Genomic DNA, 24776 nt, shown 5'->3' with positions numbered 1-24776 from the left:
GCAACGACGGGCACCACTGTGCGCCCCTGCACACGCCCTGGCCGCGCCCGGCCGGGTGCGGTGATCGTGGACCGGACGTCCGTCGCCGCGCACGGGGGCGGCGAACAGATGACAGCTCACGGATGACAGATGACAACCGACAGATTTCATCATCTGTTCGCTGTCATCTGTCCGCCGACCGCTGTTCGCTGTCCCCTGTTCGCCGCCCCCGGCGCCCACCGCCCCGGGAGGCCGCCGTTGCACGGACCCATCCTGGTCAACTGGCTCCTCGCCCTCCTCGCCACCGGCGCCGGCACGTCCTGCCTGGTCCGGCTGCGCCACTCCCCCTGTGCCCCGGGCGGTGGGCACCGGCCGCTCGCCCGCGAGTCCGACGCCGCCGAGGCCCTGATGGGGTTGGGCATGGCCGCGATGGCCGTCACCGGCGCCACCGTCCCGCCCGCCGTCTGGGCCGGGCTCTTCGGCCTCCCCGCCACCGCCTTCCTGCTCGCCGCCGCCCACGCCCCGGCCGGCCGGGCGCACCGGCTGCACCACGCGGTCGGCGCGCTCGCCATGACGTACATGGCCCTCGCGATGGCGTCCACCTCCGGGCACGGCCACCACCGAGCCGCCGCCCTGGGCCTTCCGCTGCTGACCGGGGTGCTCCTCCTCTACTTCGCCGCGTACACCGTCTGGACCGGCAGCCGGCTGCTGCGCACTCCGGCGGGCACCCTCGCGGTCGGCACCTCCGGGCTGCCGCAGGCCTGCCGACTGACCATGGGCATCGGCATGTTCGCCATGCTCCTGACCATGTGACGCCCTGCGGGACACCCTCCCGGCATCCCAGAGCCTCCGCCCGCCACGCCGAAACGCCCCTGCCCCCGCCCCCTCCACGCCAAAGCCCCCGCCTGAGCGTGGCGTTGGTCACTGGCCGGTCGAAAGCCGTTCCACCGGGCGTCGCCAGCGCATAGGTTGGCAGGGAGCGCGTTGTCGCGTTCCGTGCGTACTCGGGGAGCCCATCGATGCCTGCCCTGATCGGCCTGCTGCTGCTCGGCCTGCTGCTCTCGACCCTCGTGCCCCGGCTGCTGGCCCGGGCCCGCTGGGCGGAGCGCGAACCGGTGCTGGCGCTGCTGGTGTGGCAGTGCCTGGTGGTGGCCGTTCTGCTCTGCTGCGCGCTGGGCCTCCTCCTGGCGGCCTCCGCCGCCCTGCCGGAGCTGCGCTCGCTGGTGTTCGCGGGCGCGCCGCACGGCGTGGAGGCGGCGTACGGCCTCCAGGAGGCCGAGGGCTGGGGTCGGCTGTGCGCCGCGGTGCTGGCCGCGGGCGGGGTGCAGACGGTGCTGGCGCTGACCCGGGAGGTTCGCACGGCGAAGGCGGTGCGCAATCGCCGGCACGCCCAACTGGCGAACCGGGCACCGGAGTTGCCTGACACCATCGAGACCGCCCGGAGCCGCCGGGAACGGCTGGTGGTCCTGGAGAACGTCCGTCCGGAGGCCTGGTCGCTGCCCGGCCCGGACTCCCGGCTGGTGGTCACCACCGGCGCCCTCCAGCAGCTGACCGACCGGGAGCTGGCCGCCGTGCTGAGCCATGAGCGCGGTCACGTCCGGGCCCGGCACCACTGGCTCCAGCAGTTCGCCCAGGCGCTCGCCTCGGGCTTCCCCGGGGTAGGCGTGTTCAGCGCCTTCCGGAACCAGGTGGCGGAGCTGGTCGAACTGGCCGCCGACGACCGGGCCGCCCGTCGGCACGGCCGGCACACCACCGCCCTCGCGCTGGCCGAACTCAACCTGGACCGCGGGGTGTTCGGCTCCTGCCCGCCCGGCCTGGCACAGTCCCCGAAGCGGGTGGACCGACTGCTCGCGGGCCGTCCGCGGCTCTCCGTCCCGCACCGGCTGCGGCTCACCGTCGCGGCGCTCGCCGCGCCCGCCGTGGTCGTGCTGCTGGCCGCGGCACCGGGGCTGCACTCCCTGCTGTGAGGTCGACACCGCACCGGTGCGGTGCTTCTGACGGGGCGTCAGCCGGAGGCTGATCCACCGGCCGGATCGGAACCATCGCCGAGGGCCTGCTCCAGCACCCGGCGGTGGAGCGGCCTGGCCTGCTCGTAGCGCTCCCGGCCGGCCTCGGTGAGGGTGAGCTGGACGCCCCGGCGGTCGCTCTCGCACATCGCCCGGGTGACCATTCCGGCCTTCTCCAGGCGGGCGATCAGCCGCGAGAGCGCACTCTGGCTCAGATGGACGGTGTGGGCCAGCTCGCTCACCCGCACCGCCTGGCCCCCACCGCCCCCGCAGTTCTCGACGAGACGCTCCAGCACCTCGAACTCGCTCATGCCCAGCCCGTACCGGTCGCCCAGTTCGCGGTCGAGGGCGCAGGCCGCGGCGGCATGCCGGGCCAGCAGTTCGCGCCACTGCGCGACGAGACCGGCCTCCGCCGGGGAGTCGAGTTCAGCCACGCCGCCACCCTAGCACGTGCATCGACAATTAATGCGTTCACATTTAATTCATTTGCATTGAATGCATGTGCATGTACTGTCCTCCCCATGACCACCGCGACCGTCACGTCACCCGACGCCCCGTCAACCAGCGGGCCGCACTGGACTCCCCGCCTCTGGGGCACCCTGATCGTGCTCTGCGCCGCCATGTTCCTGGACGCCCTGGACGTCTCCATGGTGGGCGTCGCCCTTCCGTCCATCGGCTCCGACCTGCACCTGTCCACCTCCACCCTGCAGTGGGTGGTCTCCGGCTACGTACTCGGCTACGGCGGCCTGCTGCTGCTCGGCGGGCGCGCCGCCGACCTGCTCGGCCGCCGCCGGGTGTTCCTGGTCGCCCTGGGCGTCTTCGCCGCCGCATCGCTGGTCGGCGGCCTGGTCGACGACGGCGGCCTGCTGATCGCGGCCCGCTTCCTCAAGGGCGTCAGCGCCGCCTTCACCGCCCCGGCCGGCCTGTCGATCATCACCACGACCTTCGCGGAGGGCCCCGCCCGCAACCGCGCACTGTCGATATACACCACCTGCGGCGCCAGCGGCTTCTCGCTCGGCCTGGTGCTCAGCGGCCTGCTCACCTCGGTCGGCTGGCGCTGGACCTTCCTGATGCCCGTCCCGGTCGCGCTGCTCGCCCTGCTCTTCGCCGTCCGGCTGCTCCCCCGCCCGGTCGAGGAGCGCGCCCAGGGCGGCTACGACGTCCTCGGCGCGATCACCGGCACGGCGACCGTCCTGCTGCTGGTCTTCACCGTGACCGAGGCCCAGGGCGCCGGCTGGCTGAGCCCGCGCACCCTCGGCTCGCTGCTGGTCGTCGCCGTGCTGGCCGCCGCCTTCCTGCGGGTGGAGAGCCGCGCCGCGCACCCGCTGGTGCGGCTCGGTATCTTCCGCAACGGCTCGGTCGCCCGGGCCAACGTGGTCGCCTTCGCGATGACCGGCGCGTACGGCGGGTTCCAGTTCGTGGTCACCCTCTACCTCCAGCACCTGCTCGGCTGGTCGGCCCTGGAGATGGCGCTCGGCCTGCTGCCCGCCGCGGCCCTCATCGCGCTCTCGGCGCCGTTCATGGGCCCGATCGTGGACCGCTTCGGCACCGGGCGGCTGCTGCCGATCGGCCTGGCCTCACTGGTCGCCGCCTTCGCCCTGTTCCTGCGGCTGGACGAGCACAGCTCGTACCCGGGCCTGGTGCTGCCCTCGATGCTGCTGCTCGGTGTGGGATTCGCGTTCGCCTTCCCCTCGGTGAACATCGCCGCCACCGACGGCGTGGGCGACGAGGAGCAGGGACTGGCCTCGGGACTGGTGAACACCGCGATCCAGGTCGGCACCGCGGTGGTCCTCGCCGGGGCGACCGCGATGATCACGGCCGGCAGCGCGGGCGGCGACAGCCCGCAGGCCCAGCTGGACGGCTACCGGCCGGCGCTGCTGTTCGTCACGGTGGTCGCGGTGGTCGGCCTGGTGGTCGCGACGGCGGGCGCCCTGGTGGACCGGCGTCGCAAGGCGGTTCCCGCACCCGTGCCGGATCGTGACGAGCCGCCGGTCGGGTCGACCGCGGCCCGGGCCGACGTCCTGGCCGGGCGCTGACCCCGGACCCCGCCCGTGACCGGCCTCCGCGCCGTCGGGCCATGGCGCCGGCTCCACCAAACCCCCGTGTCGGTGGAGCCGGCCGTCTTCGTGGCGGCCGCGCGGGCAGTGCCCGCCGGGGCACGGTATCCCGGTGCGGCTGTCGGCTCCACAAGTATATTGGCCCGGAGCCAACGAACGTTCGGAGCAGACACGATGGCACCTCGCGGGGATTCGGTCAATGAGGAGATGCGGCAACGCTCCCGCCGGCGGATCATGCGGGCCACCGTCGAGCTGGTTGACCAGTGCGGTTACGCGGGCACCACGCTGACGGACATCGCCGAGCGGGCCGGTCTCGCCCGCGGACTGCTCTCGTACTACTTCGACGGCAAACGGCTGCTCATGCAGTCCGCGACGCACCGGATGATGCACCAGTCACTGGCCGCCACGCTGGCGGAACTGGCCCCCGGGTCCTCCCCCGACGCACGGCTGGCCGGGGCGATCGACACCGTGCTCGGCCTGGCGATGGACCACCCCCGGGTGATGCGCTCGCACCTGGCGCTGATCCTCGACCCGGACAACGGCGCCTTCGTCCAGGACCCGGAGCAGCAGCAGCTCGGCGCCATCCTCCAGGGACTGCTGCGGGACTGGGGCGCGCCCGACCCGGTCGCCGAGCACGCGGTGCTGCGCAGCGCGCTGATGGGCGGCTGCATCGGGGTGCTGCTGCCGGGCGCCGAGAGCCCGCTGGCCCTGATCCGCGCCGACCTCTTCGGCCGCTACGACCTGGCCTGGGAACTGGGCCGCCCGCCGCAGCAGTCGCCGCCGGAACGCGAACGGCCGCCGGCCCGCGGCTGACGGCGGGTGGGCGGCCTGGTGACCGGCTGCCGGGGGGCCTCGCGAGGGAGGGAGCTCACAGGCCCCGGACGGCAGCGGCTCAGCGTTCCTTCAGGATCGAGGCGAGCAGGTCTATCGTGCGTTCCGGCGTGAGGCTGTCCACGCAGAGCCGCTCCATGACCTGGATGTAGGCGTCGACGTCGTCGCGCTTGTCCAGGTAGAGCGCGCTGGTGAGCTGCTCCAGGTAGACCACGTCCGCGAGGTCCTGCTCCGGGAAGCGCAGGATCGTGAACGCCCCGGACTCGCCCGCGTGCGCGCCGAACCGGAACGGCATGACCTGGATCACCACGTTGGCCTGCTCGGCGACGTCGATCAGGTACTGCACCTGACCGCGCATCACCTTGGGCCCGCCGACCGGCCGGCGCAGCGCCGCCTCGTCGATGACGGCCCACAGGCGCGGGCTGGCACCCTCGGCCAGCAGCTTCTGGCGGCGCAGCCGCAGGCTGACCCGCCGCTCGACCTCCTCCTCGCTGATGACCGGCCGACTCTGTCCGAAAACCGCCCGTGCGTACTCCTCGGACTGAAGCAGCCCGGGGATGAACTGCACCTCGTAGGTGCGGATCAGCTGGGCGGCCTCCTCCAGGCCGACGTAGGTCTGGAACCAGCCCGGCAGCACGTCGTTGAAGCTGTGCCACCAGCCGGACTTGTTGGCCTCGCGGACAAGGCCGAGCAGGGCTTCCCGCTCGATGCCGTCGTCCACGCCGTACAGACTGAGCAGGTCGGCGACGTCGCGCTCCTTGAAGCTGACGCGGCCGAGTTCCATGCGGCTGATCTTGGACTCGGAGGCCCGGATCGCGTAGCCCGCGTCCTCGCGGGTGATGCCGCGCGCCTCACGCAGGCGGCGCAGCTGCGAGCCGAGGAGGATCCGGCGGACCATCGAGCCGCCGCCCGGCTGAACTGTGGTCATGCGGTCGAAACCTCCACCTAGGGCAAACAGCGCACAGTCTGCCATCAGTTGAGCGCTCACGGTGCCGATACTGACGGATGTTCCTATCAGTTCCGCACTCCACACACCAGGATGCACGTGCATCCGGCGCTTGCATATGCCAATAGTGCGACTGCACGTGAATCGACTCTTGCATCTGCAGTGAGCGCACACCACCATGGTGCACGTGCACCTGCACATCCCTGGCAATCCCGCGGGCTCCGTGTCGACCCCACGCGCGACTCCGTGCACCGACCCGACGACGTCCCCCGCGTCATCGGGCGTTCGAGTGCGCGCGCGCCTGGTCGAGGGGGCGGCCGAGCGGCCGAGCGAGTCGGAGGTGACCGGCATGACCCCGGCGGGTCCAGCCGTGTCCGCCCCCTTATGGGAGGAGCTCTTCATGAGCACCGGTACGGCTTTGGCGGTTGACCCCCTTGTGGTCACCTGTACGCTCGCTCCTCGCTTCGAAGCCGTCAGAACCGCGCGCGACTTCGCTCGGAGCACGCTCCAGCACTGGGGCCTGACGGAGCTGTTCGACGACGTCGCGCTGGTGGCCTCGGAACTCGTGACCAACGCGCTCCGGCATGCGATCGGCGCACGGCCCGACCCGTCGGGCGGCACCCAGGGCGAGTACGACTTTCCCATACAGCCGACCCCGGACGGCCGGCTCCCGATCCGAATAAGCCTGGTGCACCGCGCACCCCAGGTGGTCTGCGCGGTGAGCGATCCGAGCAGCATCGGCCCGATCGCCCGGGAGGCCGACTTCGTCGCCGAATCCGGCCGCGGGCTGCACCTGGTGGAGTCGTTCAGCCGCTCCTGGGGCTGGCACCCGCTGGGCAGCGGCAAGGTGGTCTGGGCAATGTTCGAGGCGGAGACGATCGTCGGCTCCCCGCTGGACGGGCACCCCGGACTCGGCGGCCGCTCACCGCTCGACGGCCCCGTCGAGATCGGCGGACGGCATCGGCGCTCGGCCTAGGCCGGGCCGTGCGCCCCGACCGGGCCCCCGACCCGAACGGGCCGCGCCCAGGACGGACCATGCGCCGGGCAGCGCACGGCCGGTCGACGGAAGCCCCGGGAGGACCACACCCCGGGCCCTTCCAGCCGGCCCCGCCGAGGACTTCCGGTCCAGTGCGGACACCTCCGGAGCGGACGCCTCCGAAGCGGAGACCGCCGGTGAAGAGGTCCCCGGAGGAGGCAAAGACAAAGGCCGTCGTGGTGTCGGCACCCACGACGGCCCCCCGATGATGGAGCACGGCGGTCGGTCAGACCGCCAGGTGGTCGAACTCCCCGTCCTTGGCCCCCAGCAGCAGGGCGGCGATCTCGGCCCGGGTGTAGATGAGGGCCGGGCCGTCCGGGAACCGCGAGTTGCGCATCGCCACATCGCCGCCGGGCAGGGCCGCGAACTCGACGCAGTTGCCCTGGGAGTTGCTGTGCCGGCTCTTCTGCCAGACCACCCCCTGGAGATCGGCGGCGGCCATCCCGTTGTAGGTGTCGTACGAGCCGTGCGTGTCCTGCGAGTCGTGCATAGAAATCTCCCGAAGAGCTTCCGGAGTTGTCGTCCAGCGCGGCGCCCCCGGCACCGTCGAAACGAACGGACCGGCCCCGTACCGGTCCGGCACAACGCCTCACTTGACGCGATGATAGCTGCAGTGCACGTGCATCAGCACGGGACGTTGCAGGTGCACGTGGCCTTTTGTCCGCAGCCGCGAACTCTTCACGGACCCTTCTCCTGACGGTACGTAAACGGACATAGCCGATGAATCGTCGGGCGCGCGATAACCGGCCGTGAGCGCCTCCCCGCTGAATGTTGATCTTCGAATGCCGGGAGTCGCACCCCCGTGACCCTCCGTCAAACCATCCTCATGCTGTGAGACATCTCACGCGCCCCAGGTGCAACGTCGGCCCCCTCGGGTCGCGTCGAGGCAACCACCGGCGGTCGCGCGGGGATTGGGAGCGGAATGTCCGGATTGTAGGCAAAGTGCCCGGACCGGCGCCGGAAACGCACCGGGCTCCGGACCGCGACCGCGTGAAACCCACGCGGCAGCCGACTGCAAGCCGGACGGGCAGATGTCCTACGATCTCCGGCATGAGCACCGCAGCCATCCCGGGCGCGCCACTGCCCGTCCGTACTCCAGGCTCCCGTGCGCGGGGGCGCCACCGTCGTCCCGAGCGCCCCGAGATCCCGGCCGGCGCCCCGGCCCTGGTGCTCGCCGTGCCCGCGACCGCCGGGCCCGAGTCCCGCTCGGTCGTCGAGGAGTTGCTCTCGATCGTCCGCACCGAGCAGAACGGCGTCCGGACCGCGGTCGGCTACCTGCCCGGCAACGGCGGCGAGGGCACGGGCGGCGAGGACCGCACCGTGGCCGAGCTGCTGGCCATGGCGGCCGAGGCCGGGCTGCCGACGCCCGTCCTGGTGCCGCTGGTGCCCGGCCCGCACACCTTCCTGACCGAGCTTCACGCGCTCGCCGCCGAGTACGGCGCGCCCATCACCGACCCGCTGGGCCCGCACCCGCTGCTGGCCGAGGCCGTGCACGTCCGGCTGTCCGAGGCCGGGCTGGCCCGGGCCGACCGCGCCCGGCTGTTCGCCATCGCGACCGCCGCGGACGGCGTGGTGCTGACCACCGTCGGCGGCGAGGACGCGGCCGCGGCGGCCGGCATCACCGGCGTGCTGCTGGCCGCCCGACTGGCCGTGCCGGTCGTCGCCGCCGCGCTCGACGTGCCCGGCTCGGTGGCCGCGGCCGTCAACCACCTCAGGGACACCGGCTCGCAGCGCCCGGCGCTGGCCCCGCTGGTGATCGGCCCGGAGGCGGACTCCGAGCTGCTCGCCACCGCCGCCGAGGAGACCGGCTGCCCGTCGGCCGCGCCGCTGGGCTCGTACCCGTCGGTCGGCCAGCTGATCGCCTCCACCTACCTGGCGGCGCTGCCCGCGCCGTCCCCGGAGGACCTGGCACGGGCCGAGGCGGAGGCGGCGGCCGCCTCCGAGGCCGAGGGGGCCCCGGAGGGCGTCCGCGGCGCCCACGCGGCCTCCCAGGGGCCCGCAGGGCGGTAGTCGACGTCGCGCGCCGGTTCGCGCGCACCGAAGGGCCCGGAACGGCATGCGTTCCGGGCCCTTCGGTTTTGCTCCGCCCGCCCATGGCCGTCCCGCACGGAAGTCGGACGGCGATGAAGTGGAATGTCCGTTCTGGCCTTTTTGAAAGGAAATAGGAAACGCGGTCGCGGGCGCTCGCATCACAGCCGTCGCGGCATCCGCCGGGGCACTCCGGCCCGCGATTCGACGCGCCGTCACACCACTTCTGAAGTGCTGCCAGTTGTGGGCTTCCGCAACAGGGTTGCTTGAAAACGATCATTTACGATCATGGAGAGCGGCAATTTTGGCAGTTCCCACTAAACCGTGATGCGCATCACAGCCGTTTGCAGTTTGAACTTAAGTCTGATTAACGTGCTCCCCGTTCGTGACCACACGAACCCGGTTCATCCGCGACGCCGAGTCCTGCCGTCGGATGTCCTGGCAGCGCGAAATCGCACCACGGCAGGAGCGGGGGACCCACAGGTAAGTCGCCCCGGACCGATCTCCGGAACGGTCCAGGGCTAGGGGTGAAGCCGCGCCCACAGCGCGGCCGGGCAACTCCAGCCCGAATCCGACAGCTCACCTCGCAGGCGTGGGAGAGGACCGCGTCTTCATGCTGCCCACCAACGGCACTCGTCTGTCCAGCCGCACCCGTCGCGTGATCGCCGCCCTTGGCGTCGCGGGCGTCGGCCTCACCGTCCCCTGCATCGCCTCCGGCACCGCCTCCGCCGCCACCGTCGCCACCTGGGACAAGGTCGCCCAGTGCGAGAGCGGCGGCAACTGGAGCATCAACACGGGCAACGGCTTCTACGGCGGCCTCCAGTTCACCTCCAGCACCTGGTCCGCCTTCGGCGGCACCGCCTTCGCGGCGCGCGCCGACCTGGCCACCAAGGACCAGCAGATCGCCGTCGCCGAGAAGGTCCTCGCCTCGCAGGGCCCCGGCGCCTGGCCGGTGTGCTCGGTCCAGGCCGGCCTCACCAAGGGCGGCGCCGCGGCCGCCGTCGACACCTCGGCGGGCTCCACCGCGGGCTCGACCGCCGCCAAGCCCGCGCAGCCCACGCAGAGCGCCAAGCCGGCCGCCCCGGCCGCCAAGCCCGCTCCGCAGACCCAGGCCCCGGCCGCCAAGCCCGCCGCGCCCTCCGCGCCCGCCCAGGACGGCACGCAGGCCAGCACCGACTCCGCCGCCTCCGGAAACCGGAGCGACTGGGTCCAGAAGCGCCAGCAGCAGGCCCAGAACGGCGACTACACCGTGGTCGAGGGCGACTGGCTGTCCGCGATCGCCGACCAGCACAAGGTGCAGGGCGGCTGGCAGCGGCTGTACGAGCTCAACCGCGGCACCCTGACCGAGGGTCCGGACAGCATCTACCCGGGCCAGCAGCTGTCCTTCGGCGGCAACGGCCAGGCCCAGGCCGGCCAGGCCGCCACCGGCAAGTCCGGCTCGGACTTCACCTGGTTCGACCGCTCGCAGAAGTCCGGCCAGTCCGCGAACGGCGGTGCCGTGAACGCCCAGCCGACCGCGCAGGCCCAGACTCCGGCCGCCAAGCCGTCCACCAAGCCGGCCGCCAAGCCCGCTCCGCAGACCCAGGCTCCGGCCCAGACCCAGGCTCCGGCCGCCACCGGCAGCATGGCCGCCGCGGTCTCCTTCGCCGAGTCGAAGGTCGGTCAGGCGTACGTCTACGGCGGCACCGGCAACGGTGGCTGGGACTGCTCCGGCCTGACCCAGGCCGCGCTGCGCGCCGCGGGCGTCTCCGTCCCGCGCGTCGCCGCCGACCAGGCCGCCGCCAGCACCCACGTCTCGCTGGACAGCCTCCAGCCGGGCGACCTGCTGTTCTGGTCCAACAACGGCAAGGACTCCGGCGTCTACCACGTCGCGATCTACGTCGGCAACGGCAAGTACGTCGAGGCCGCCAACCCGAGCTCGGGCGTCCGCGAGCAGAGCATCGCCAACTGGGCCCCGGACTTCGCCGGCCGGGTCTGAGAACGGCGAACAGCCGACAGCCGACGGATAACAGCTGACAGATTTCATCATCTGTCAGCTGTCGTCCGAACGTTGACCGCCCACGCCCCCGGGGAGAGTCTGGTCGCTCCTCCCCGGGGGTTCCGGCATGCCTCCGGCCGTACCTCGTGGCAAATCCCCGCGGTGAAATCCCCGCGGTGAAATCCCCATGGCGAATCCCCGTGGTGGATCCCCGCCCCAACGGGCATGCTGCTGCTCTGCACCCGAGGAGGAGTCACATGGCCCAGGTCACCGTCACCCTCGACGCGAACCTCGCGATCGACGCGATGTTGCTCTCCGGCACCAAGAACCCGCAGGACGCCGTCGAACTGGTCCTGCGCGACTACCTGGCCCGCGGTCGCCGTACCGAGACCCGTACCGGCGAGGCGGCCGCCGGGCACCGACCGACCGTCGACCGCCCCACCGCCCAGGAGGGCTGACCGCCCGACGGCCCGGGGCGGCCGACCGCACGCACGCCGAAGGGCCCCGGAGAGCAACCGCCCTCCGGGGCCCTTCCGTCGGCCGTGGCGGCCGGGGTTCAGCGCGCGCAGGCCCCGGTGGACCCGCGCATCACCAGCTCCGGCTGGAACATGAACTCGCCGCGCTGGGCCGCGTTTCCGCCGACCTCCTCCAGCAGCGCGTCCACCGCCGCCGTGGCCATCGCCTCGACCGGCTGGCGGATCGTGGTCAACGGCGGCTCGGTGAACGCGATCAGCGGCGAGTCGTCGAAGCCGACCACCGACACGTCCTGCGGCACCGACAGCCCGCGCTGCCGCACCGCCCGGATCGCCCCGAGCGCCATCATGTCGCTCCCGCAGACGATCGCCGTGCAGCCCTTGTCGAGCAGCGCGCCGGCCGCCGCGTGCCCGCCCTCCACGCTGAACAGCGTGTGGTGGACGAGGTCGTCGGCCTGCTCCCGGGAGAGTCCGAGCACCTCGCGCAGCGCGGCCGTGAAGCCCTCGATCTTGCGCAGCACCGGCACGTACCGGCGCTGACCGACGGCCAGCCCGATCCGCTCGTGCCCGAGTTCGGCCAGGTGCTGGACGGCCATCCACATCGCGGCCCGGTCGTCCGGCGAGATGAACGGCGCGTCGATCTTCTCGCTGTAGCCGTTGATCAGCACGAACGGCACCCCGCGCCCGGCCAGCCGGGCGTAGCGGTCGTGGTCGGCGGTGGTGTCGGCGTGCAGCCCGGAGACGAAGACGATGCCCGCCACGCCCCGGTCCACCAGCATCTCCACCAGTTCGTCCTCGGTGGACCCGCCCGGAGTCTGGGTGCACAGCACCGGCGTGTAGCCGTGCCGGCTGAGCACCTGCTCGATCACCTGGGCCAGCGCGGGGAAGATCGGGTTGCTCAGCTCGGGCGTGATCAGACCGATCAGCCCGGCGCTGCGCTGGCGAAGACGGGTCGGCCGCTCGTACCCGAGCACGTCGAGCGCCGCCAGCACGGTCTGCCGGGTGGCGGCGGAAACGTTCGCCTTGCCGTTGAGCACGCGGGAGACGGTGGCTTCGCTGACCCCCGCCTGCGCCGCGATGTCTGAGAGTCGCGCCGTAGTCACGGTCCCAGAGCCTATTCCAACCACGTCAGACCGCCCACCAGCCGGTGCTGTCCGGAGCGAGCACCGTCTCGCCGCCGTTCACCACGAGGTCGGCCGAGCCCAGCAGCAGCGTGCCCGGGGCGGAGATCCGCACCGGTTCGCCGGTGGTGTTCACGGTGCAGACGAAGGCGCCGCGACGGAACGCCAGGGTGCCCTCGGGGCTCTCCAGCCACTCGACCCCGGTGCCGGCGCCGAGGTCGGGCTGCGCCCGGCGGACGGCCAGCGCGCTGCGGTAGAGCTCCAGGGTGGAGGTCGGGTCGCCGGTCTGCGCCTCGACGCTCAGCCCGGCCCACTCGGCCGGCTGGGGCAGCCAGGACGGCCCGCCGGCCACCGGCCCGAAGCCGTACGGGGCCTCGGTGCCGGACCACGGGATCGGGACGCGGCAGCCGTCGCGGTAGCCGTCCTGGCCGGCCTGACGGAAGAAGGACGGGTCCTGGCGGACCTCGTCGGGCAGGTCGGTGACGTCCGGCAGGCCGAGTTCCTCGCCCTGATAGACGTAGGCCGAGCCGGGCAGCGCGAGCATCAGCAGGGTGGCGGCGCGGGCGCGGCGCAGGCCGAGCTCGCGGTCGCCGGGGGTGCGGATCTGGGTGCCGAGGCCGGGCTCGTTGGCGAACCGGGTGGCGTGCCGGGTGACGTCGTGGTTGGAGAGCACCCAGGTGGTGGGGGCGTCGACCGGGCGCATCGAGTCGAGCGAGAGGTCGATCACCTCGCGCAGCGCGGTGGCGTCCCAACCGGTGCCCAGGTACTGGAAGTTGAAGGCCTGGTGCAGCTCGTCGGGGCGGACGTAGTTGGCGGTGCGCTGGACGGTCGGGGTCCACGCCTCGGCGACGCCGATCCGCTGCCCCGGGTACTCGTCGAGGATCTTGCGCCAGCTGCGGTAGATCTCGTGCACGCCGTCCTGGTCGAAGAACGGCATGACGTCGTTTCCGAGCAGCTTGAGCTGGTCGGCGCCGCCGAGGTCGGGCAGGCCGGGGGCCTTGACCAGGCCGTGGGCGACGTCGATGCGGAAGCCGTCCACGCCCATGTCGAGCCAGAAGCGCAGGATCGAGCGGAACTCGTCGGCGACGGCCGGGTTCTCCCAGTTGAAGTCGGGCTGCTCCGGGGCGAACAGGTGCAGGTACCAGTCGCCGGGGGTGCCGTCCGGGTTCTCGCTGCGGGTCCAGGCCGGGCCGCCGAAGATGGACTCCCAGTCGTTGGGCGGCAGTTCGCCCTGCTCGCCCTTGCCGGGACGGAAGTGGTAGCGCTCGCGCAGCGGGGAGCCGGGGCCCTCGCGCAGGGCGCGCTGGAACCACTCGTGCTGGTCCGAGGAGTGGTTGGGGACGAGGTCGACGATGATCCGCAGACCCAGGTCGTGGGCGTCCCGGATCAGGGCGTCGGCGTCCAGCAGGGTGCCGAACATCGGGTCCACCGCGCGGTAGTCGGCCACGTCGTAGCCGGCGTCCGCCTGCGGCGAGGCGTAGAACGGCGAGAGCCAGACCGCGTCCACGCCGAGGTCGCGCAGGTAGGGCAGGCGGCTGCGGATTCCGGGCAGGTCACCCATGCCGTCGCCGTTGGAGTCGGCGAAGCTGCGCGGGTACACCTGGTAGATGACCGCGTCCCGCCACCAGCCTCTGGACGCGCTGACGTTCGCCTCGTGAGCGGTGTCGGCGGCAGGCCGGGAGGTGTCGGCCAGGTTCTGGGTCATGGACGGTATCCCTTGGGGACTAGAGGAGCGGAAGGCGCTGGGACGTGGAGGCGCGCGACGAGCTGCGGTCCTGTGACGGCGTGCGGTCTTGCGACGGCGTGCGGTCCTGTGACGACGTGGCGGCGCGTGACGACGTGGCGGCCCGTTACGACTTGGAGGCACCGGCGGTCAGGCCGGTGACCAGGTGGCGCTGCACCAGGTAGAAGAAGGCCGCGGACGGGATCGCGATCAGCACGGCGGTCGCGGCCATCAGGTTCCACTGGGCGTCGTGCTCGCTGACGAAGGTCTGGAGGCCCACGGCCAACGTGTACTTGTCGGAGCTGAGCATGAACGTGGAGGCGAACGGCACCTCGGCCCAGTAGGTGAGGAAGGAGTAGAAGGCCGCCACCGCCAGGCCCGGGCGGGCGAGCGGCAGCACCAGCCGCCAGAAGGTGCCGAACGGGCTGAGCCCGTCGACCCGGCCGGCCTCGTCGATCTCCACCGGGATGGTGTCGAAGTAGCCCTTCAGCAGCCAGGCGCAGTACGGCACGGTGGTGGTCGAGTAGACCAGGATCAGGCCGGTGTAGCTGTCCAGCAGGCCGAGTTCGGAGAGCATCGTGTACATCGGCACGATCAGCACCGCGATCGGGAACATCTGGGTGACCAGCAGCGACCACATCAGCGGCTTGTGCCCGGGGAACTTCATCCGGGAGACGGCGTAGCCGGTGGTGGCGGCGAGCATCACGCCGAAGACGGTGGTGACGCCGGAGACCAGCAGGGCGTTGCCGAACCAGGTGAAGAAGTCGGTGTCGGACAGCACGTGCTGGTAGTTCGACAGCGTCAGCTTGTCGAGGATCTGGCCGGGGTGGAGGTAGTCGGTCTTGTCCGGGCCGAGCGAGACGAACAGGATCCACGCGACCGGGAAGAGCGCGATCAGGCCGGCCAGGATCAGGGTGCCGTGGGACAGCGCCCGGGCCATCGGGCTGCGCTCGCCGCGGCGGCGGACCTTGGCGGGCCGGGCGGCCGGGGCCGCGGCCGCCGGGCGGGCCGGGAGTTCGGTGGTGGTGCTCATCGGGGTTACCTGCCTTCGTGGGTCAACTGGGTCCGGGGCCTCAGCCGTTGGCCTGCTCGTTGCGGGCGAGCCAGCGCCGGTAGAAGGCGGTGAAGACGATCAGGATGGACAGCAGGATCACGCCGTAGGCGGCGGACTGCGCGTAGTCCCGGGGGATCTGGCCGAAGCCGAGCCGGTACGCCCAGGTGACCAGCAGCTGGGCATCGGGGGCGCCGGTGCCGAACAGCAGGAAGATCACGTTGAACTGGTTGAACGTCCAGATCACGCCGAGCAGCACGACCGTGGAGGAGACGGAGCGCAGCCCCGGCAGGGTGACGTACCGGAAGCGCTGCCAGGCGGTGGCGCCGTCCATCTCCGCGGCCTCGTACAGCTCGGCCGGGATCGACTGGAGGCCGCCGAGCAGCGAGATCATCATGAACGGCACACCGGCCCAGGTGTTCACCATGATCGCGGCCGCCTTCTGCGCCCACGGGTCGGTGAGCCAGCCGGGCTCGGGCAGGTGCAGGAAGGAGAGGATGTTGTTGACGACGCCGCCGTCGGCGAGCATCAGGCGCCAGGAGAAGACGGTGACGAAGGTCGGTACGGCCCAGGGCAGGATGAGCAGCATCCGGTAGGCGGCGCGGCCGCGCAGCTTCTGGTTGAGCAGCAGGGCCAGGCCGAGACCGAGGGTGTAGTGCAGGCAGACGCAGACGGCCGTCCAGGCGATGGTCCAGACGAAGTGCGACCAGAAGCGGTCGTACGAGCCGGGGCCCCACAGGATGTCGGCGTAGTTGTGGAAGCCGACGAACTCGTAGCTCGCCGGGATCTCGTTGACGCCGATCTTGCGGGCGACGTTGAGGCTGTTGGCGTCGGTGAGGGTGAGCCAGATGCCCTCGGCGAGCGGGTAGAGCACCAGCGCACCGAGCACCAGTACGACCGGGGCGATCATCGCGTAGGCGTACCAGTGCTTGGCGTAGGAGCGCTTGACGCGTTCCAGCAGGCCCGGACGCTGCTCGCGTTCCCGGTTGCCCTTGCCGGTGGCGCCCTGCACGGCGACTGACATCGTTTGCACCTTCTCGGGGGGAATTCTCGGGGGGAGCCGACGGCCCGGTCCGCAGTGGGCGACGGGTGTCGCGGGGCGGGCGGCGACGGGCCGCGGACAGCGAACGGATGACAGCTGACAGATGATGAAATCTGTTATCCGTCATTCGTTCGCCGTCGCGCGGTCACCGCCACCCGCCCGCTGTCATCCGTCGACCGGCGGGCCGGGCACAGGGACTACTTGGCGAAGCCCGGCAGGAGCTTGGCGTAGTCGGTGGAGACGGTGTTCAGCGCGTCCTGGGTGCTGGTGCCCTGGACGGCCTTGCCCAGGTTGGTGCCCAGCGAGGCGAACAGCGAGCTGTACTCGGGCAGCTCGGGGCGCGGCTTGGCGCTGCTCAGCACGGCCTGGAAGCCGGCGATGCCCGGGTCGGCCTTGACGTCCGCGGTGAAGGCGTCGGAGCGGGTGGGCAGGGTGGAGTTCTTCTGCGCGATGAACGCCTGGCTCTCGGCCGAGGTCATGAAGGCGGCGAACTTCTCCGCGGCGGCCTTGTGGGCCTTGTCGGCGCCCGCGTAGACCGAGATGTTGTGGCCGCCGGTGGGAGCGCCACCCTTGCCGCCGGAGCCACCGGGGACGGCGGCGATGCCGAGGTTGTTCTTGTCGGCGAAGGCCGAACCCTTGTAGATGTTGGTGATCTCCCAGGGGCCCTGGACGATCGCCGCGACCTTGCCGCTGTTGAAGGCGTCCATCATGTGCGCGTAGGCGTCGGTGGTGACGTCGGCCTTGACGGTGCCCGGCGCGGTGAACATCGACTTGTAGGTCTCGACGGCCTTGACGGCCTCCGGCGAGGCGACGGTGATCTTCTTGCCCGCGGCGTCGACGGTGTCGGTGCCCTCGCCGAACAGGAACGGCATCGCGTAGTAGCCGTCGGCGGCCTTCAGCCAGAAGCCGTCCACGCCGGCCTTCTCCTTGACGGCGGCGGCGTCGGTCTTCAGCTCGTCCCAGGTCTTCGGCGCCTCGGTGATGCCGGCCTTGGTGAACAGCTCCTTGTTGTAGAGCAGGCCGAGGGTGTCGGTCACCAGCGGCACGCCGTACAGCTTGCCCTCGTACTTGGCCTGCTGGATCAGGCTCGGCTGGAAGGCGGAGGTGTCCGCGGCGGCCGGGGTGCCGTCCAGCGGCTCCAGGTAGCCGGCCTTGGCGAAGGCGGCGGTCCAGCCGACCTCGGAGCGGAACACGTCCGGAGCACCCTTGGCCCCCATCGCGGTCTGGAGCTTGTTCTGCGCCTGGTCGAACGGCACGTTGACGAAGTCGACCTTGACGTTCGGGTTCGCAGCCTCGAACTTCTTGACGAGCTCCTGGTAGTTCGGCGCCTCGTTGGTGGCGTTCGAGGTGTCCCAGTACGTGAGGGTGACCGGCCCGTCGGCCTTGCCGTCGGAGCTGGAGCCGCTGCTGCTACAGGCAGCCATCGAGACCGCGAGGGCCACAACGAGGGCAGAGGCCGCGATGCCACGCCGCATGAGAACTCCTTGGGAGGGTGGGGGTGCCCGAGATGTTCGGAGACAGGCGCATAATGGCTGCCTCGTACCGACCGCACCGTTGCTGCCGTCGGGCTCGGGAAGGAAGTTAACAGCGGTGCAAGATCGACGGAAAGTCCTTGCAGCAAGTTTCTGCAAGAAACCGCGATCGTTACGCCCGCGTGTCCTGGACGTTGCCGCTCGGTAGTTGACGGCCGCACCGATTGCCCGAGTTTGCCCGATTCCCCCCTTCGCTGACTGGCCGACGGCACCACCGTGCGTGGCCGAAAGCGGCCTGCAGCAGACTGGACGCATGCGAATCAGAGCCGTCACCAGGGACGAACTTCCACTGCTCGCCGAACTGGAGCGGGCCGCCGGCGCACCGTTCGCCGCGATCGGCATGCCGGAGATCGCCGAGGACGAACCCCCGGCACCGGAGGAGCTGGCGCACTACCTGGAGCAGGGCACCGCCCTGGTCGCCGAGGCCCCCGACGGGACCGTCGCCGGCTACCTGCTCGCCGAACCGGTGGACGGCGCGCTGCACATCGAACAGGTCTCCGTGCACCCCGACCACGCCCGCCGCGGCATCGGCCGGGCACTGATCGAGCACCTCGCCGAGACCACCGACGCCCCCGCGCTCACCCTCACCACCTTCGCCGAGGTCCCCTGGAACGCCCCCTACTACGCCCGCTGCGGTTTCCGCCCGCTGGCCGGGGAGGACCTCACCCCCGGCCTGCGCGAGATCCGCCGCAAGGAGGCCGAACACGGTCTGGACCGCTGGCCCCGGCTCTGTATGCGCCGGGACCTCGCGCAGCCGTAGCGCGCCGGGCGCCGCCGGCCGGGTACCGCCCGCTAGTTGGTCCCCAGCCGGAGCACGGTCGTCGAGCGGAACTCCTCCCCCGGCCGCAGCTCCGTGCTGGGGAACGCCGGGTGGTGCGGGGAGTCCGGGAAGTGCTGGGTCTCCAGCGCGATCCCGGCGAACGGCCCGTACGGGACGCCGCGCGCGCCGGTGACCGAGCCCTGGAACTTGTTCGCCGTGTAGACCTGGACGCCCGGCTCGGTGGTCAGCACCTCCAGGGTGCGGCCGCTGACCGGGTCCTCCAGCAGCGCGGCCCGCGCCGGGCTGCCGTCCCCCGGCCGGGCGCGCAGCACCCAGTTGTGGTCGTAGCCGCCGGGCCCGGTCAGCTGGGGGTGCTCGTCGTGCACCGACTTGCCGATCGGCGTGGCCACCGTGAAGTCGAAGGGCGTGCCGGCCACCGGCTCGGGCCGGCCGTACGGGATCTGCCGCTCGTCGGCGGGCGTGTACGCGTCGGCGTCCAGGGTGAGCAGGTGACCGAGGACGTCGCCGCTGCCTTCACCCGAGAGGTTGAAGTACGCGTGGTTGGTGAGGTTGACGACGGTCGGCTTGCTGGTGACGGCGCGGTAGGCGATCACCAGCTCGCCGGAGGCGTCCAGGGTGTAGGTGACGGTGACGTCCAGCGCGCCCGGGAAACCCTGGTCGCCGTCCGGGCTGTGCAGCGCCAGCCGCACGCCGCCGTCGACCGGCTCGGCCTCCCACATCCGGTGCGCGAAGCCGTCCGGCCCGCCGTGGAGGGTCATGCCGCCACCCGTGGGGGCGAGCTGGTGCTCCTCGCCGTCAATGGTGACCGACGAGCCGTCGATCCGGTTGGCGTACCGGCCCACCACCGTGCCGTAGTGCCGGGCCGGGCCGAGGATCTCCGACAACCGGTCGGTGGCCAGCAGCAGTTGGGCGGAGCGGCCGGAGCGGTCCGGTGCGCTCAGGGTGTGCAGGGTCGCGCCGAGGGTGAGCACGCTCGCCTCGTACGGGCCCGCCGTGAGCGTCCAGCGCTCGATCGCGGCGCCCGCGCCCGAGGGCTCCAGGGGTTCCTGCCGCACGCTGGTGGCCTCGCTCGCCATGGGCCTGCTCCTCACTCGCGGCCGGGTCGCACCGCGGCCGCCCGGTTCCGGGTCCGTCGAGGGGTCGCCGCGGCAGCCCCGTGTCCGTCAGCCTAGCGACGGCGGCGGCCGAGGGGGCGCTTCCGCGAACCCACGCGCCGCCTCCCGCGCCACCGTCCACCATCTGGCGCCCCCTACGACCGCCGGGCGCCCCATCCGCGCACCGTGCACCGGCCACGACCGCCGGGCGCCCGCCACGAACCGGGCGCCCCATCCGCGCACCGTGCACCGGGCACGACCGCCGGGCGCCACGACCGACCCCGGGGCCGCTCCTAGCCGTCCAGCTCCTCCAGCCGGCCCGCGTCCCGCTGCTGCTGCGGCGGCAGACCGAGCGCCGAGGCCAGGCCGTCCGGCCCGCTGCCCGCCTTGCGGTAGACCGCCGCCAGCCGACGGTTGACCAGCCCGAGCGGCACCCCGAGCTCGTCGGCGATCCGCTGCGGCGGCACTCCCTGCACGGCCCGCTGGGCGACCTCCCACTCGGCGCTGCTGAGCGTCTCCAGGGTGTCCCGGAAGTCGCGCAGCCCCAGCCGGTTGGGCCGCAGGCCGTAGTTGGCCAGCTCCCGCCGGGCCCGGTCGACCAGCCCCTCCGCGGAACAGTGCTGGGCCAGTTCGATGCCCTGGTACAGGTACTCCTGGGCGTCCTCCAGCCGCCCGACCCGGCGCAGCGCGGCGCCGAGGTCGACCAGCGCGACGGCGTGCTCGTAACCGGCCGGGGACTGCCCGAGGTACGCCACGGCGTCCTCCAGCAGTTCGACCGCCGCCTGGCCGTCCTCGATCCGGGCCTGCAGGCGCAGCGCGCTGCCGATCGCCGAGGCGGTGCCGAAGTTGCGTGCGTCCCGGACCGCCCGCTGGGCGTAGTCGCGGGCACGCTCGGGCTCGTCGTCCGCGATCGCGATGGCGAGGTGGCCGGCCCAGGGCGCCCAGACGGTGTTGTGCCAGCCGCGGACCTCCAGTTGGGCGCCCGCCTCGGTGAGCGCGGCGGCCGCGCCCGCGTACTTCTCCTTGGCGACCAGCAGCTTGCCGTACAGCGAGGCCGCGTCCGGCAGCACCATGGCCGTCGCGTGGTACGGCGGGTGGAAGCCGAACTCGTTGGCCAGCTTCCAGGCCTCGTCGACCCGGCCGCGGGCGATCAGGGTGTCGACGAGCACGCCGATCGCGTCCCACGCCAGCGGCAGCTTCTCCCCGATCCGCTCGGAGATGCGGTACGCCCGGCGCAGGAAGTCCTCGGCCTCGGCGAGCAGGCCGCGGCGGAACCGGGCCAGGCCCATCAGGAAGTAGGCGAAGCCCCGGTGGGCACCGCTCCACCCGGCGATCTCGAACTGGATGATGGCGTCCGCGGCCAGCCGTTCGGCCTGGGCGATGCGGTCGTTGTAGATGTACGTCAGGCCGAGCATCGAGGGCAGTTCGAAGCCCCAGGTGGTGTCGGTCCAGCCGAGGCCCTTGGGCAGTCGGCCGCCGTCGAGGACCTCGTCGGCGAGCGCGAGCGCATCGGCGGAGGCGGCGCCGCGCAGGGTGAGGTCCCAGGCGCGCATGGCGAGCACGGCCCGGTCGGCCGCCTCCCGCCCGCTCAGGCCCCGGCACATCTCGCCGAGCCGGGCGGAGCGACCCGGGCCGTCCTCCTCGGACTTGCGGAAGGCGTGCCACATGAACGAGGCGGCCTGGAGCCGCTGGCGCCCGGCCGGTTCGGTGGTCCTCAGGGCTTCTTCCTGGCAGACCAGGGCCGCCTGGCCCAGTTCACCGGCGCGGGCGAGCACCTCGGAGAGCCGGAAGGTGGCGTCCACGCGCAGGGCGGGGCGCAGCGGCACCTCGTCGGGGTCGAGGGCCAGCTTGAGCTGGTTGACGGTGGCGACGGGGTCGGTGAGCAGCGCGGAGCACCCGAGTTCGTAGAGCACCTCGGCCTTGATCTCGTCGGCGGGCGGCTCGTTGAGCGCGCGGTGCAGACAGCGCTGGGCCGCCTCGGGGGCGCCGATCAGCTGGTGTTCGACGGCGGCGCGGCGCAGCTTCTTGACGATCCGGTCGTCGCCCTCGCCGGAGTGGGTCTCGACCAGGTGGCGGGAGGCGGCGAGCAGGCCGAGTCCGGCGTTCTCGATCTCGGCGGCGGCGATGCCGTGCATGCCGAGGCGGGTGGCGTCCGGCATGGTGTTGTAGATGGAGCTGGCGATCAGCGGGTGGACGAACTCCAGGTTCCCGTTGGGGGTCTGGGTCAGCACGCGCTGCTTGCGCAGCTGCTTGATGGAGTCGCGGGCGCCCTCGGTGCTCTGGGTGGAGATCCGGGTGGCGAGGTCGACCCGGATGTCGGTGCCCAGCATCGCGCAGGCCCAGGCGAAGCGCAGGGTGCTGGCGCCGAGCCGGTCCAGCCAGCTCTTGAGGGTCATCCCGGCGGCGTCGACGGCGAGTTCGCGCAGCTGCCGGGAGTTCTCCTCGACCGGTTCGAGTTCCTGCTCGCGCACCTGGTCGAGCAGGGCGTTGGCCTCGAACGGGTTGCCGTTGACGACGTTCCAGAACTCGTAGCAGAAGGCGTCCTCGGCCCTGTCGCCGAGCTCGGCGCGGATCATGTCGGTGACGGAGCTGAGGGTGAGCCGGTTGAGCTCGTGCTTGCGACCCTTGAGGAGGAGGACGTCCCGCCGGAAGTCCTGGGTCTCGATGGGCCAGTCGTTCTCGTCCTCCCGGAAGGCGAAGACGAGCAGAACGGGAAGTTCACTCGATCGGATGGCGAACTTGGTCAGCCAGGAGAGTGACTCGCCGTCCGCCCAGTGCAGGTCGTCGACGATCATCACCATCGGCGCGCGGCGCGGCGCGAGCTGGGTGAGGACGTAGTCGAGGCCGTCGCGCACGCCCTGCGGGTCGAGGCGGCGGGCGCCGGCCTTGGGCTGCTTGAGGCCCATGGCCGGTCCCACGACCTCTTCCCAGGTGCCCATGACCTGGCTGAACACCTCGGGCTTCAGGTCGGTGAGCACGGGCTGGAGCAGCTGGCGCAGGACGTGGTACGGCTCCTTGAACTGCCGTTCACCGCCTCGGGCGAACAGCACGGTGGCGCCGTCGCGGAGCTTGGCGAGCCGCCTGACCTCGTGCAGCAGACTGGTCTTGCCGATGCCGGGGCGGCCCGAGAAGGTGAGCAGGTCGCCGATCTCGGTGCCGCCGGCGGCGAAGCCGCGGCAGAGCCGGTCGACAGCGGCCTCCACCGAGCGCAGTTCGGCGTCGCGGTCGCGCAACCGGACCCGGGGCGCGATGCCGTCGCCGTCGTGGGCGGAACCACCGCCCGCCCGAAGTGCGTTCTCCTGCTCGGTCACCGTCGTGCCTCCGCCTCGCCCGCTGCGTCACAGCTCCATCACTGCGTGGAGCCGAGGTTAGCGCCGTGCGGACCTCCCCGTGGGGCATTCGTGCAGGCTGGGGCGGACGGTGAGGGTTTGGGGGCCCTGTCAAGGGCAATTGCCCTACATCCCTAACATCCCATCATTGCATCAGATACCCTACGGCCTTCGAGGCGCGGATGATCTTGCGAAGCCCACCCTCACCGTCCGCGCCCCGTCGCGCCAACTCCCCCCACCATCACCGCTCCAACAACAAGCGCCCCCACCCTCCGCTGCACCGGGAGTCCGATGTCTGACGACACCTCACTTCAGATTCCGTTCCCGCACCGCCGCAGTCCGCACGGCATCCACGCCACCGCACTGCACAGGGACTGGCTGATCCGCCACCCGCTGCTGCCCGACGCCGACCATCCCGGCTACGCGCACTGGGAGGTGGTGGACCTCGCCGCACTCGGCTATCCGGACGCCGGCCCGGACGAACTCGCCCTGGCCGCCGACCTGATGGGCTTCTACTTCCTCTTCGACGACCAGTTCGACGGCCCGCTCGGCCGCCGTCCCGCCGAGGTGGCCCCGATCTGCGAACGGCTGATCGCCGTCCTGCACGGCGCCCGCCCCGACCAGGGCTCCGCGGTCGAGACCGCCTTCGCCGATCTGTGGAACCGCAGCATGCGGGGCATGCCGGCCCGCTGGCAGGCCCGCGCCGCCTACAACTGGGAGTACTACCTGGCCAGCCACCCGGCCGAGGCGGCCGGCCGGATCTCCACCCGGCCGCCGGACCGCGCCGGCTACCTGGAGCTCCGCCGGGGCACCGCGGCGATGGAGACCATCTTCGACATGGTCGAACGCCTGGGCCAGTTCGAGGTCCCGGCCGCCGTCCTGCACCACCCCGTGCTGCGTCAGCTCCGCCAGCTGGCCGCCGACATACCGTCGCTCAGCAACGACGTGCACTCCTACCCGCTGGAGGCGCCGCGCGGGGACGTGAACAACCTGGTCATGATCGTCCAGCGGGAACGGCGCTGCTCGGCCGAGGAGGCCTGCGCGGCGGTCATCGCCGAGGCCCAGCTGATGGTCGACCGCTGCGCCGAACTGCACGCCCGGCTGCCCGACGTCCACCGCGAGTTGGGCCTCTCCCGGATCGAACGCACGATCGCCCAGCGGTACGCGGACGGGCTGCTCACCTGGCTGGCCGGCTACCTCAGCTGGGAGGCCCGCACCGGCCGGTACCACGCGGTCTGACCGACGTGCGCCCCGGGCCGCCCGACGGGCGTGCGGTGGCGCGACCCGAGAGCACCGCCCCGGCCGTACGGCGGCGCACGGCGGCACGCCGCAGGGGCGGTCCGGCCGACGTACGGCGGCTTACGGAGGCACGCCGGGGACAGCCCCACCGACGCGCGACGGCGCGCGGCCGCGGGTCGCGGGGGTGCGTCCGAAACGCGCGCCCCCGCAGTGATCCGTTTCGGGACGCCCGCGGAGATCGGGAACGGGCCCCGGGGTCCCGCGGAGATCGGGATCACACCCGGGGTCCCGCGGAGATCCGGTCCGGGACGTCCGGCGGCCCAGGCCCCCGCGAACGACCGGAAGACACACCCTCCGTACCGGACACGCGTACGGACCGTAGCCGCGCCGGGCGCCCGGCGGTAATGCTCCCCGCCGGGGGGCGCCCGGGCGGGGCGCCGCTCCGTTTGCGTGCCCGACCCCTCCCGCCGGACCGCCCCCGAACGGGCGGTCCGGCGTGCCGCCCGTGGCCAGAGCCGTGCCCGGCGGCG

The 24776-nt window shown here is 72.1% G+C and carries 20 protein-coding genes and 1 riboswitch; of the genes, 10 read left to right on the top strand and 10 right to left on the bottom strand.

All coding sequences use genetic code 11. From position 1 onward, the window contains the following. Positions 1-237: 237 nt before the first annotated feature. On the top strand, positions 238-792 hold the full coding sequence (locus tag ACFWJ4_RS05850; protein ID WP_380539610.1) for a DUF5134 domain-containing protein: 555 nt from the start codon (positions 238-240) through the stop codon (positions 790-792). Between the two features lie 206 nt (positions 793-998). Further along, entirely contained in the window at positions 999-1946 is a 948-nt protein-coding gene (locus ACFWJ4_RS05845; protein ID WP_359914652.1) for a M56 family metallopeptidase, read from the top strand. A 38-nt stretch (positions 1947-1984) separates the two neighbouring features. Here ACFWJ4_RS05845 and ACFWJ4_RS05840 read toward each other — a convergent pair whose 3' ends face one another. After that, the gene (locus tag ACFWJ4_RS05840) at positions 1985-2419 is read right to left on the bottom strand and encodes a MarR family transcriptional regulator (RefSeq protein WP_380539607.1); all 435 of its coding nucleotides are present in this window, start codon (positions 2417-2419) and stop codon (positions 1985-1987) included. A gap of 87 nt (positions 2420-2506) precedes the next feature. Here ACFWJ4_RS05840 and ACFWJ4_RS05835 point away from each other — a divergent pair, with 87 nt between their 5' ends. Beyond that, positions 2507-4021 carry an MFS transporter gene (locus tag ACFWJ4_RS05835; RefSeq protein ID WP_380539604.1) on the top strand — a complete coding sequence of 505 codons (1515 nt, stop codon included), beginning with the start codon at positions 2507-2509 and terminating at the stop codon, positions 4019-4021. Positions 4022-4249: 228 nt separating this feature from the next. Then, positions 4250-4855 carry a TetR/AcrR family transcriptional regulator gene (locus ACFWJ4_RS05830; protein WP_380539601.1) on the top strand — a complete coding sequence of 202 codons (606 nt, stop codon included), beginning with the start codon at positions 4250-4252 and terminating at the stop codon, positions 4853-4855. 79 nt (positions 4856-4934) lie between these two features. Here the strand turns inward: ACFWJ4_RS05830 and ACFWJ4_RS05825 are convergent, their stop codons facing one another. Beyond that, a complete protein-coding gene (locus ACFWJ4_RS05825) occupies positions 4935-5801 on the bottom strand; it encodes a helix-turn-helix transcriptional regulator (protein WP_188297256.1) in 867 nt (288 codons plus the stop codon). Positions 5802-6219: 418 nt separating this feature from the next. Here ACFWJ4_RS05825 and ACFWJ4_RS05820 point away from each other — a divergent pair, with 418 nt between their 5' ends. Then, complete coding sequence (locus ACFWJ4_RS05820; protein WP_380539598.1) at positions 6220-6795, top strand: ATP-binding protein; 576 nt, start codon at positions 6220-6222, stop codon at positions 6793-6795. A 286-nt stretch (positions 6796-7081) separates the two neighbouring features. Here ACFWJ4_RS05820 and ACFWJ4_RS05815 read toward each other — a convergent pair whose 3' ends face one another. Beyond that, a complete protein-coding gene (locus ACFWJ4_RS05815) occupies positions 7082-7345 on the bottom strand; it encodes a DUF397 domain-containing protein (RefSeq protein WP_097235176.1) in 264 nt (87 codons plus the stop codon). Between the two features lie 560 nt (positions 7346-7905). Between ACFWJ4_RS05815 and ACFWJ4_RS05810 the strand changes: the two genes are divergently transcribed. From ACFWJ4_RS05810 to ACFWJ4_RS05800, 3 genes are all read left to right on the top strand, one after another. Next, the gene (locus tag ACFWJ4_RS05810; RefSeq protein ID WP_380539596.1) at positions 7906-8865 is read left to right on the top strand and encodes a hypothetical protein; all 960 of its coding nucleotides are present in this window, start codon (positions 7906-7908) and stop codon (positions 8863-8865) included. Between the two features lie 453 nt (positions 8866-9318). Further along, positions 9319-9489: riboswitch (cyclic di-AMP (ydaO/yuaA leader) on the top strand. Then, positions 9476-10861 (top strand): transglycosylase family protein, encoded by a 1386-nt coding sequence (locus ACFWJ4_RS05805; protein ID WP_380539593.1) that lies wholly within the window; start codon positions 9476-9478, stop codon positions 10859-10861. (Overlaps the previous riboswitch by 14 nt.) A gap of 257 nt (positions 10862-11118) precedes the next feature. Further along, positions 11119-11319 (top strand): hypothetical protein, encoded by a 201-nt coding sequence (locus tag ACFWJ4_RS05800; RefSeq protein WP_380539590.1) that lies wholly within the window; start codon positions 11119-11121, stop codon positions 11317-11319. 98 nt (positions 11320-11417) lie between these two features. Here the strand turns inward: ACFWJ4_RS05800 and ACFWJ4_RS05795 are convergent, their stop codons facing one another. From ACFWJ4_RS05795 to ACFWJ4_RS05775, 5 genes are all read right to left on the bottom strand, one after another. Then, positions 11418-12437, bottom strand: a complete 1020-nt coding sequence (locus ACFWJ4_RS05795; protein WP_380539587.1) for a LacI family DNA-binding transcriptional regulator — start codon at positions 12435-12437, stop codon at positions 11418-11420. 25 nt (positions 12438-12462) lie between these two features. Continuing rightward, positions 12463-14160: a glycoside hydrolase family 13 protein gene (locus ACFWJ4_RS05790; protein WP_380539584.1), complete on the bottom strand. Its 1698-nt coding sequence runs from the start codon at positions 14158-14160 to the stop codon at positions 12463-12465. A 145-nt stretch (positions 14161-14305) separates the two neighbouring features. Further along, positions 14306-15211 (bottom strand): carbohydrate ABC transporter permease, encoded by a 906-nt coding sequence (locus tag ACFWJ4_RS05785; RefSeq protein ID WP_359911706.1) that lies wholly within the window; start codon positions 15209-15211, stop codon positions 14306-14308. 40 nt (positions 15212-15251) lie between these two features. After that, entirely contained in the window at positions 15252-16253 is a 1002-nt protein-coding gene (locus ACFWJ4_RS05780) for a sugar ABC transporter permease (RefSeq protein ID WP_359911703.1), read from the bottom strand. A gap of 215 nt (positions 16254-16468) precedes the next feature. Next, entirely contained in the window at positions 16469-17746 is a 1278-nt protein-coding gene (locus tag ACFWJ4_RS05775) for an extracellular solute-binding protein (RefSeq protein WP_359911700.1), read from the bottom strand. Positions 17747-18056: 310 nt separating this feature from the next. Here ACFWJ4_RS05775 and ACFWJ4_RS05770 point away from each other — a divergent pair, with 310 nt between their 5' ends. Beyond that, positions 18057-18563 carry a GNAT family N-acetyltransferase gene (locus tag ACFWJ4_RS05770; protein WP_380539581.1) on the top strand — a complete coding sequence of 169 codons (507 nt, stop codon included), beginning with the start codon at positions 18057-18059 and terminating at the stop codon, positions 18561-18563. Positions 18564-18595: 32 nt separating this feature from the next. Here ACFWJ4_RS05770 and ACFWJ4_RS05765 read toward each other — a convergent pair whose 3' ends face one another. After that, the gene (locus ACFWJ4_RS05765; protein WP_380539578.1) at positions 18596-19660 is read right to left on the bottom strand and encodes an aldose epimerase family protein; all 1065 of its coding nucleotides are present in this window, start codon (positions 19658-19660) and stop codon (positions 18596-18598) included. Positions 19661-19971: 311 nt separating this feature from the next. Next, the gene (locus tag ACFWJ4_RS05760) at positions 19972-22989 is read right to left on the bottom strand and encodes an ATP-binding protein (RefSeq protein ID WP_380539575.1); all 3018 of its coding nucleotides are present in this window, start codon (positions 22987-22989) and stop codon (positions 19972-19974) included. A gap of 309 nt (positions 22990-23298) precedes the next feature. Here ACFWJ4_RS05760 and ACFWJ4_RS05755 point away from each other — a divergent pair, with 309 nt between their 5' ends. Next, complete coding sequence (locus tag ACFWJ4_RS05755; RefSeq protein ID WP_380539572.1) at positions 23299-24246, top strand: terpene cyclase; 948 nt, start codon at positions 23299-23301, stop codon at positions 24244-24246. Positions 24247-24776: the final 530 nt, after the last annotated feature.

Origin of the sequence: Kitasatospora sp. NPDC127067 (assembly GCF_042724755.1) — a bacterium.
Lineage (GTDB): Bacteria > Actinomycetota > Actinomycetes > Streptomycetales > Streptomycetaceae > Kitasatospora > Kitasatospora lactacystinica.
The sequence above is the reverse complement of the archived record's forward strand: the minus strand, read 5'-3'. Positions and strand labels throughout refer to the sequence as shown.

Coding starts and splice junctions, on each gene's coding strand:
- ACFWJ4_RS05845 (WP_359914652.1), top strand. CDS start 999: ATGCCTGCCCTGATCGGCCTGCTGCTGCTCGGCCTGCTGCTCTCGACC.
- ACFWJ4_RS05835 (WP_380539604.1), top strand. CDS start 2,507: ATGACCACCGCGACCGTCACGTCACCCGACGCCCCGTCAACCAGCGGG.
- ACFWJ4_RS05830 (WP_380539601.1), top strand. CDS start 4,250: ATGCGGCAACGCTCCCGCCGGCGGATCATGCGGGCCACCGTCGAGCTG.
- ACFWJ4_RS05825 (WP_188297256.1), bottom strand. CDS start 5,801: ATGACCACAGTTCAGCCGGGCGGCGGCTCGATGGTCCGCCGGATCCTC.
- ACFWJ4_RS05820 (WP_380539598.1), top strand. CDS start 6,220: ATGAGCACCGGTACGGCTTTGGCGGTTGACCCCCTTGTGGTCACCTGT.
- ACFWJ4_RS05815 (WP_097235176.1), bottom strand. CDS start 7,345: ATGCACGACTCGCAGGACACGCACGGCTCGTACGACACCTACAACGGG.
- ACFWJ4_RS05810 (WP_380539596.1), top strand. CDS start 7,906: ATGAGCACCGCAGCCATCCCGGGCGCGCCACTGCCCGTCCGTACTCCA.
- ACFWJ4_RS05800 (WP_380539590.1), top strand. CDS start 11,119: ATGGCCCAGGTCACCGTCACCCTCGACGCGAACCTCGCGATCGACGCG.
- ACFWJ4_RS05790 (WP_380539584.1), bottom strand. CDS start 14,160: ATGACCCAGAACCTGGCCGACACCTCCCGGCCTGCCGCCGACACCGCT.
- ACFWJ4_RS05785 (WP_359911706.1), bottom strand. CDS start 15,211: ATGAGCACCACCACCGAACTCCCGGCCCGCCCGGCGGCCGCGGCCCCG.
- ACFWJ4_RS05780 (WP_359911703.1), bottom strand. CDS start 16,253: ATGTCAGTCGCCGTGCAGGGCGCCACCGGCAAGGGCAACCGGGAACGC.
- ACFWJ4_RS05775 (WP_359911700.1), bottom strand. CDS start 17,746: ATGCGGCGTGGCATCGCGGCCTCTGCCCTCGTTGTGGCCCTCGCGGTC.
- ACFWJ4_RS05770 (WP_380539581.1), top strand. CDS start 18,057: ATGCGAATCAGAGCCGTCACCAGGGACGAACTTCCACTGCTCGCCGAA.
- ACFWJ4_RS05765 (WP_380539578.1), bottom strand. CDS start 19,660: ATGGCGAGCGAGGCCACCAGCGTGCGGCAGGAACCCCTGGAGCCCTCG.
- ACFWJ4_RS05755 (WP_380539572.1), top strand. CDS start 23,299: ATGTCTGACGACACCTCACTTCAGATTCCGTTCCCGCACCGCCGCAGT.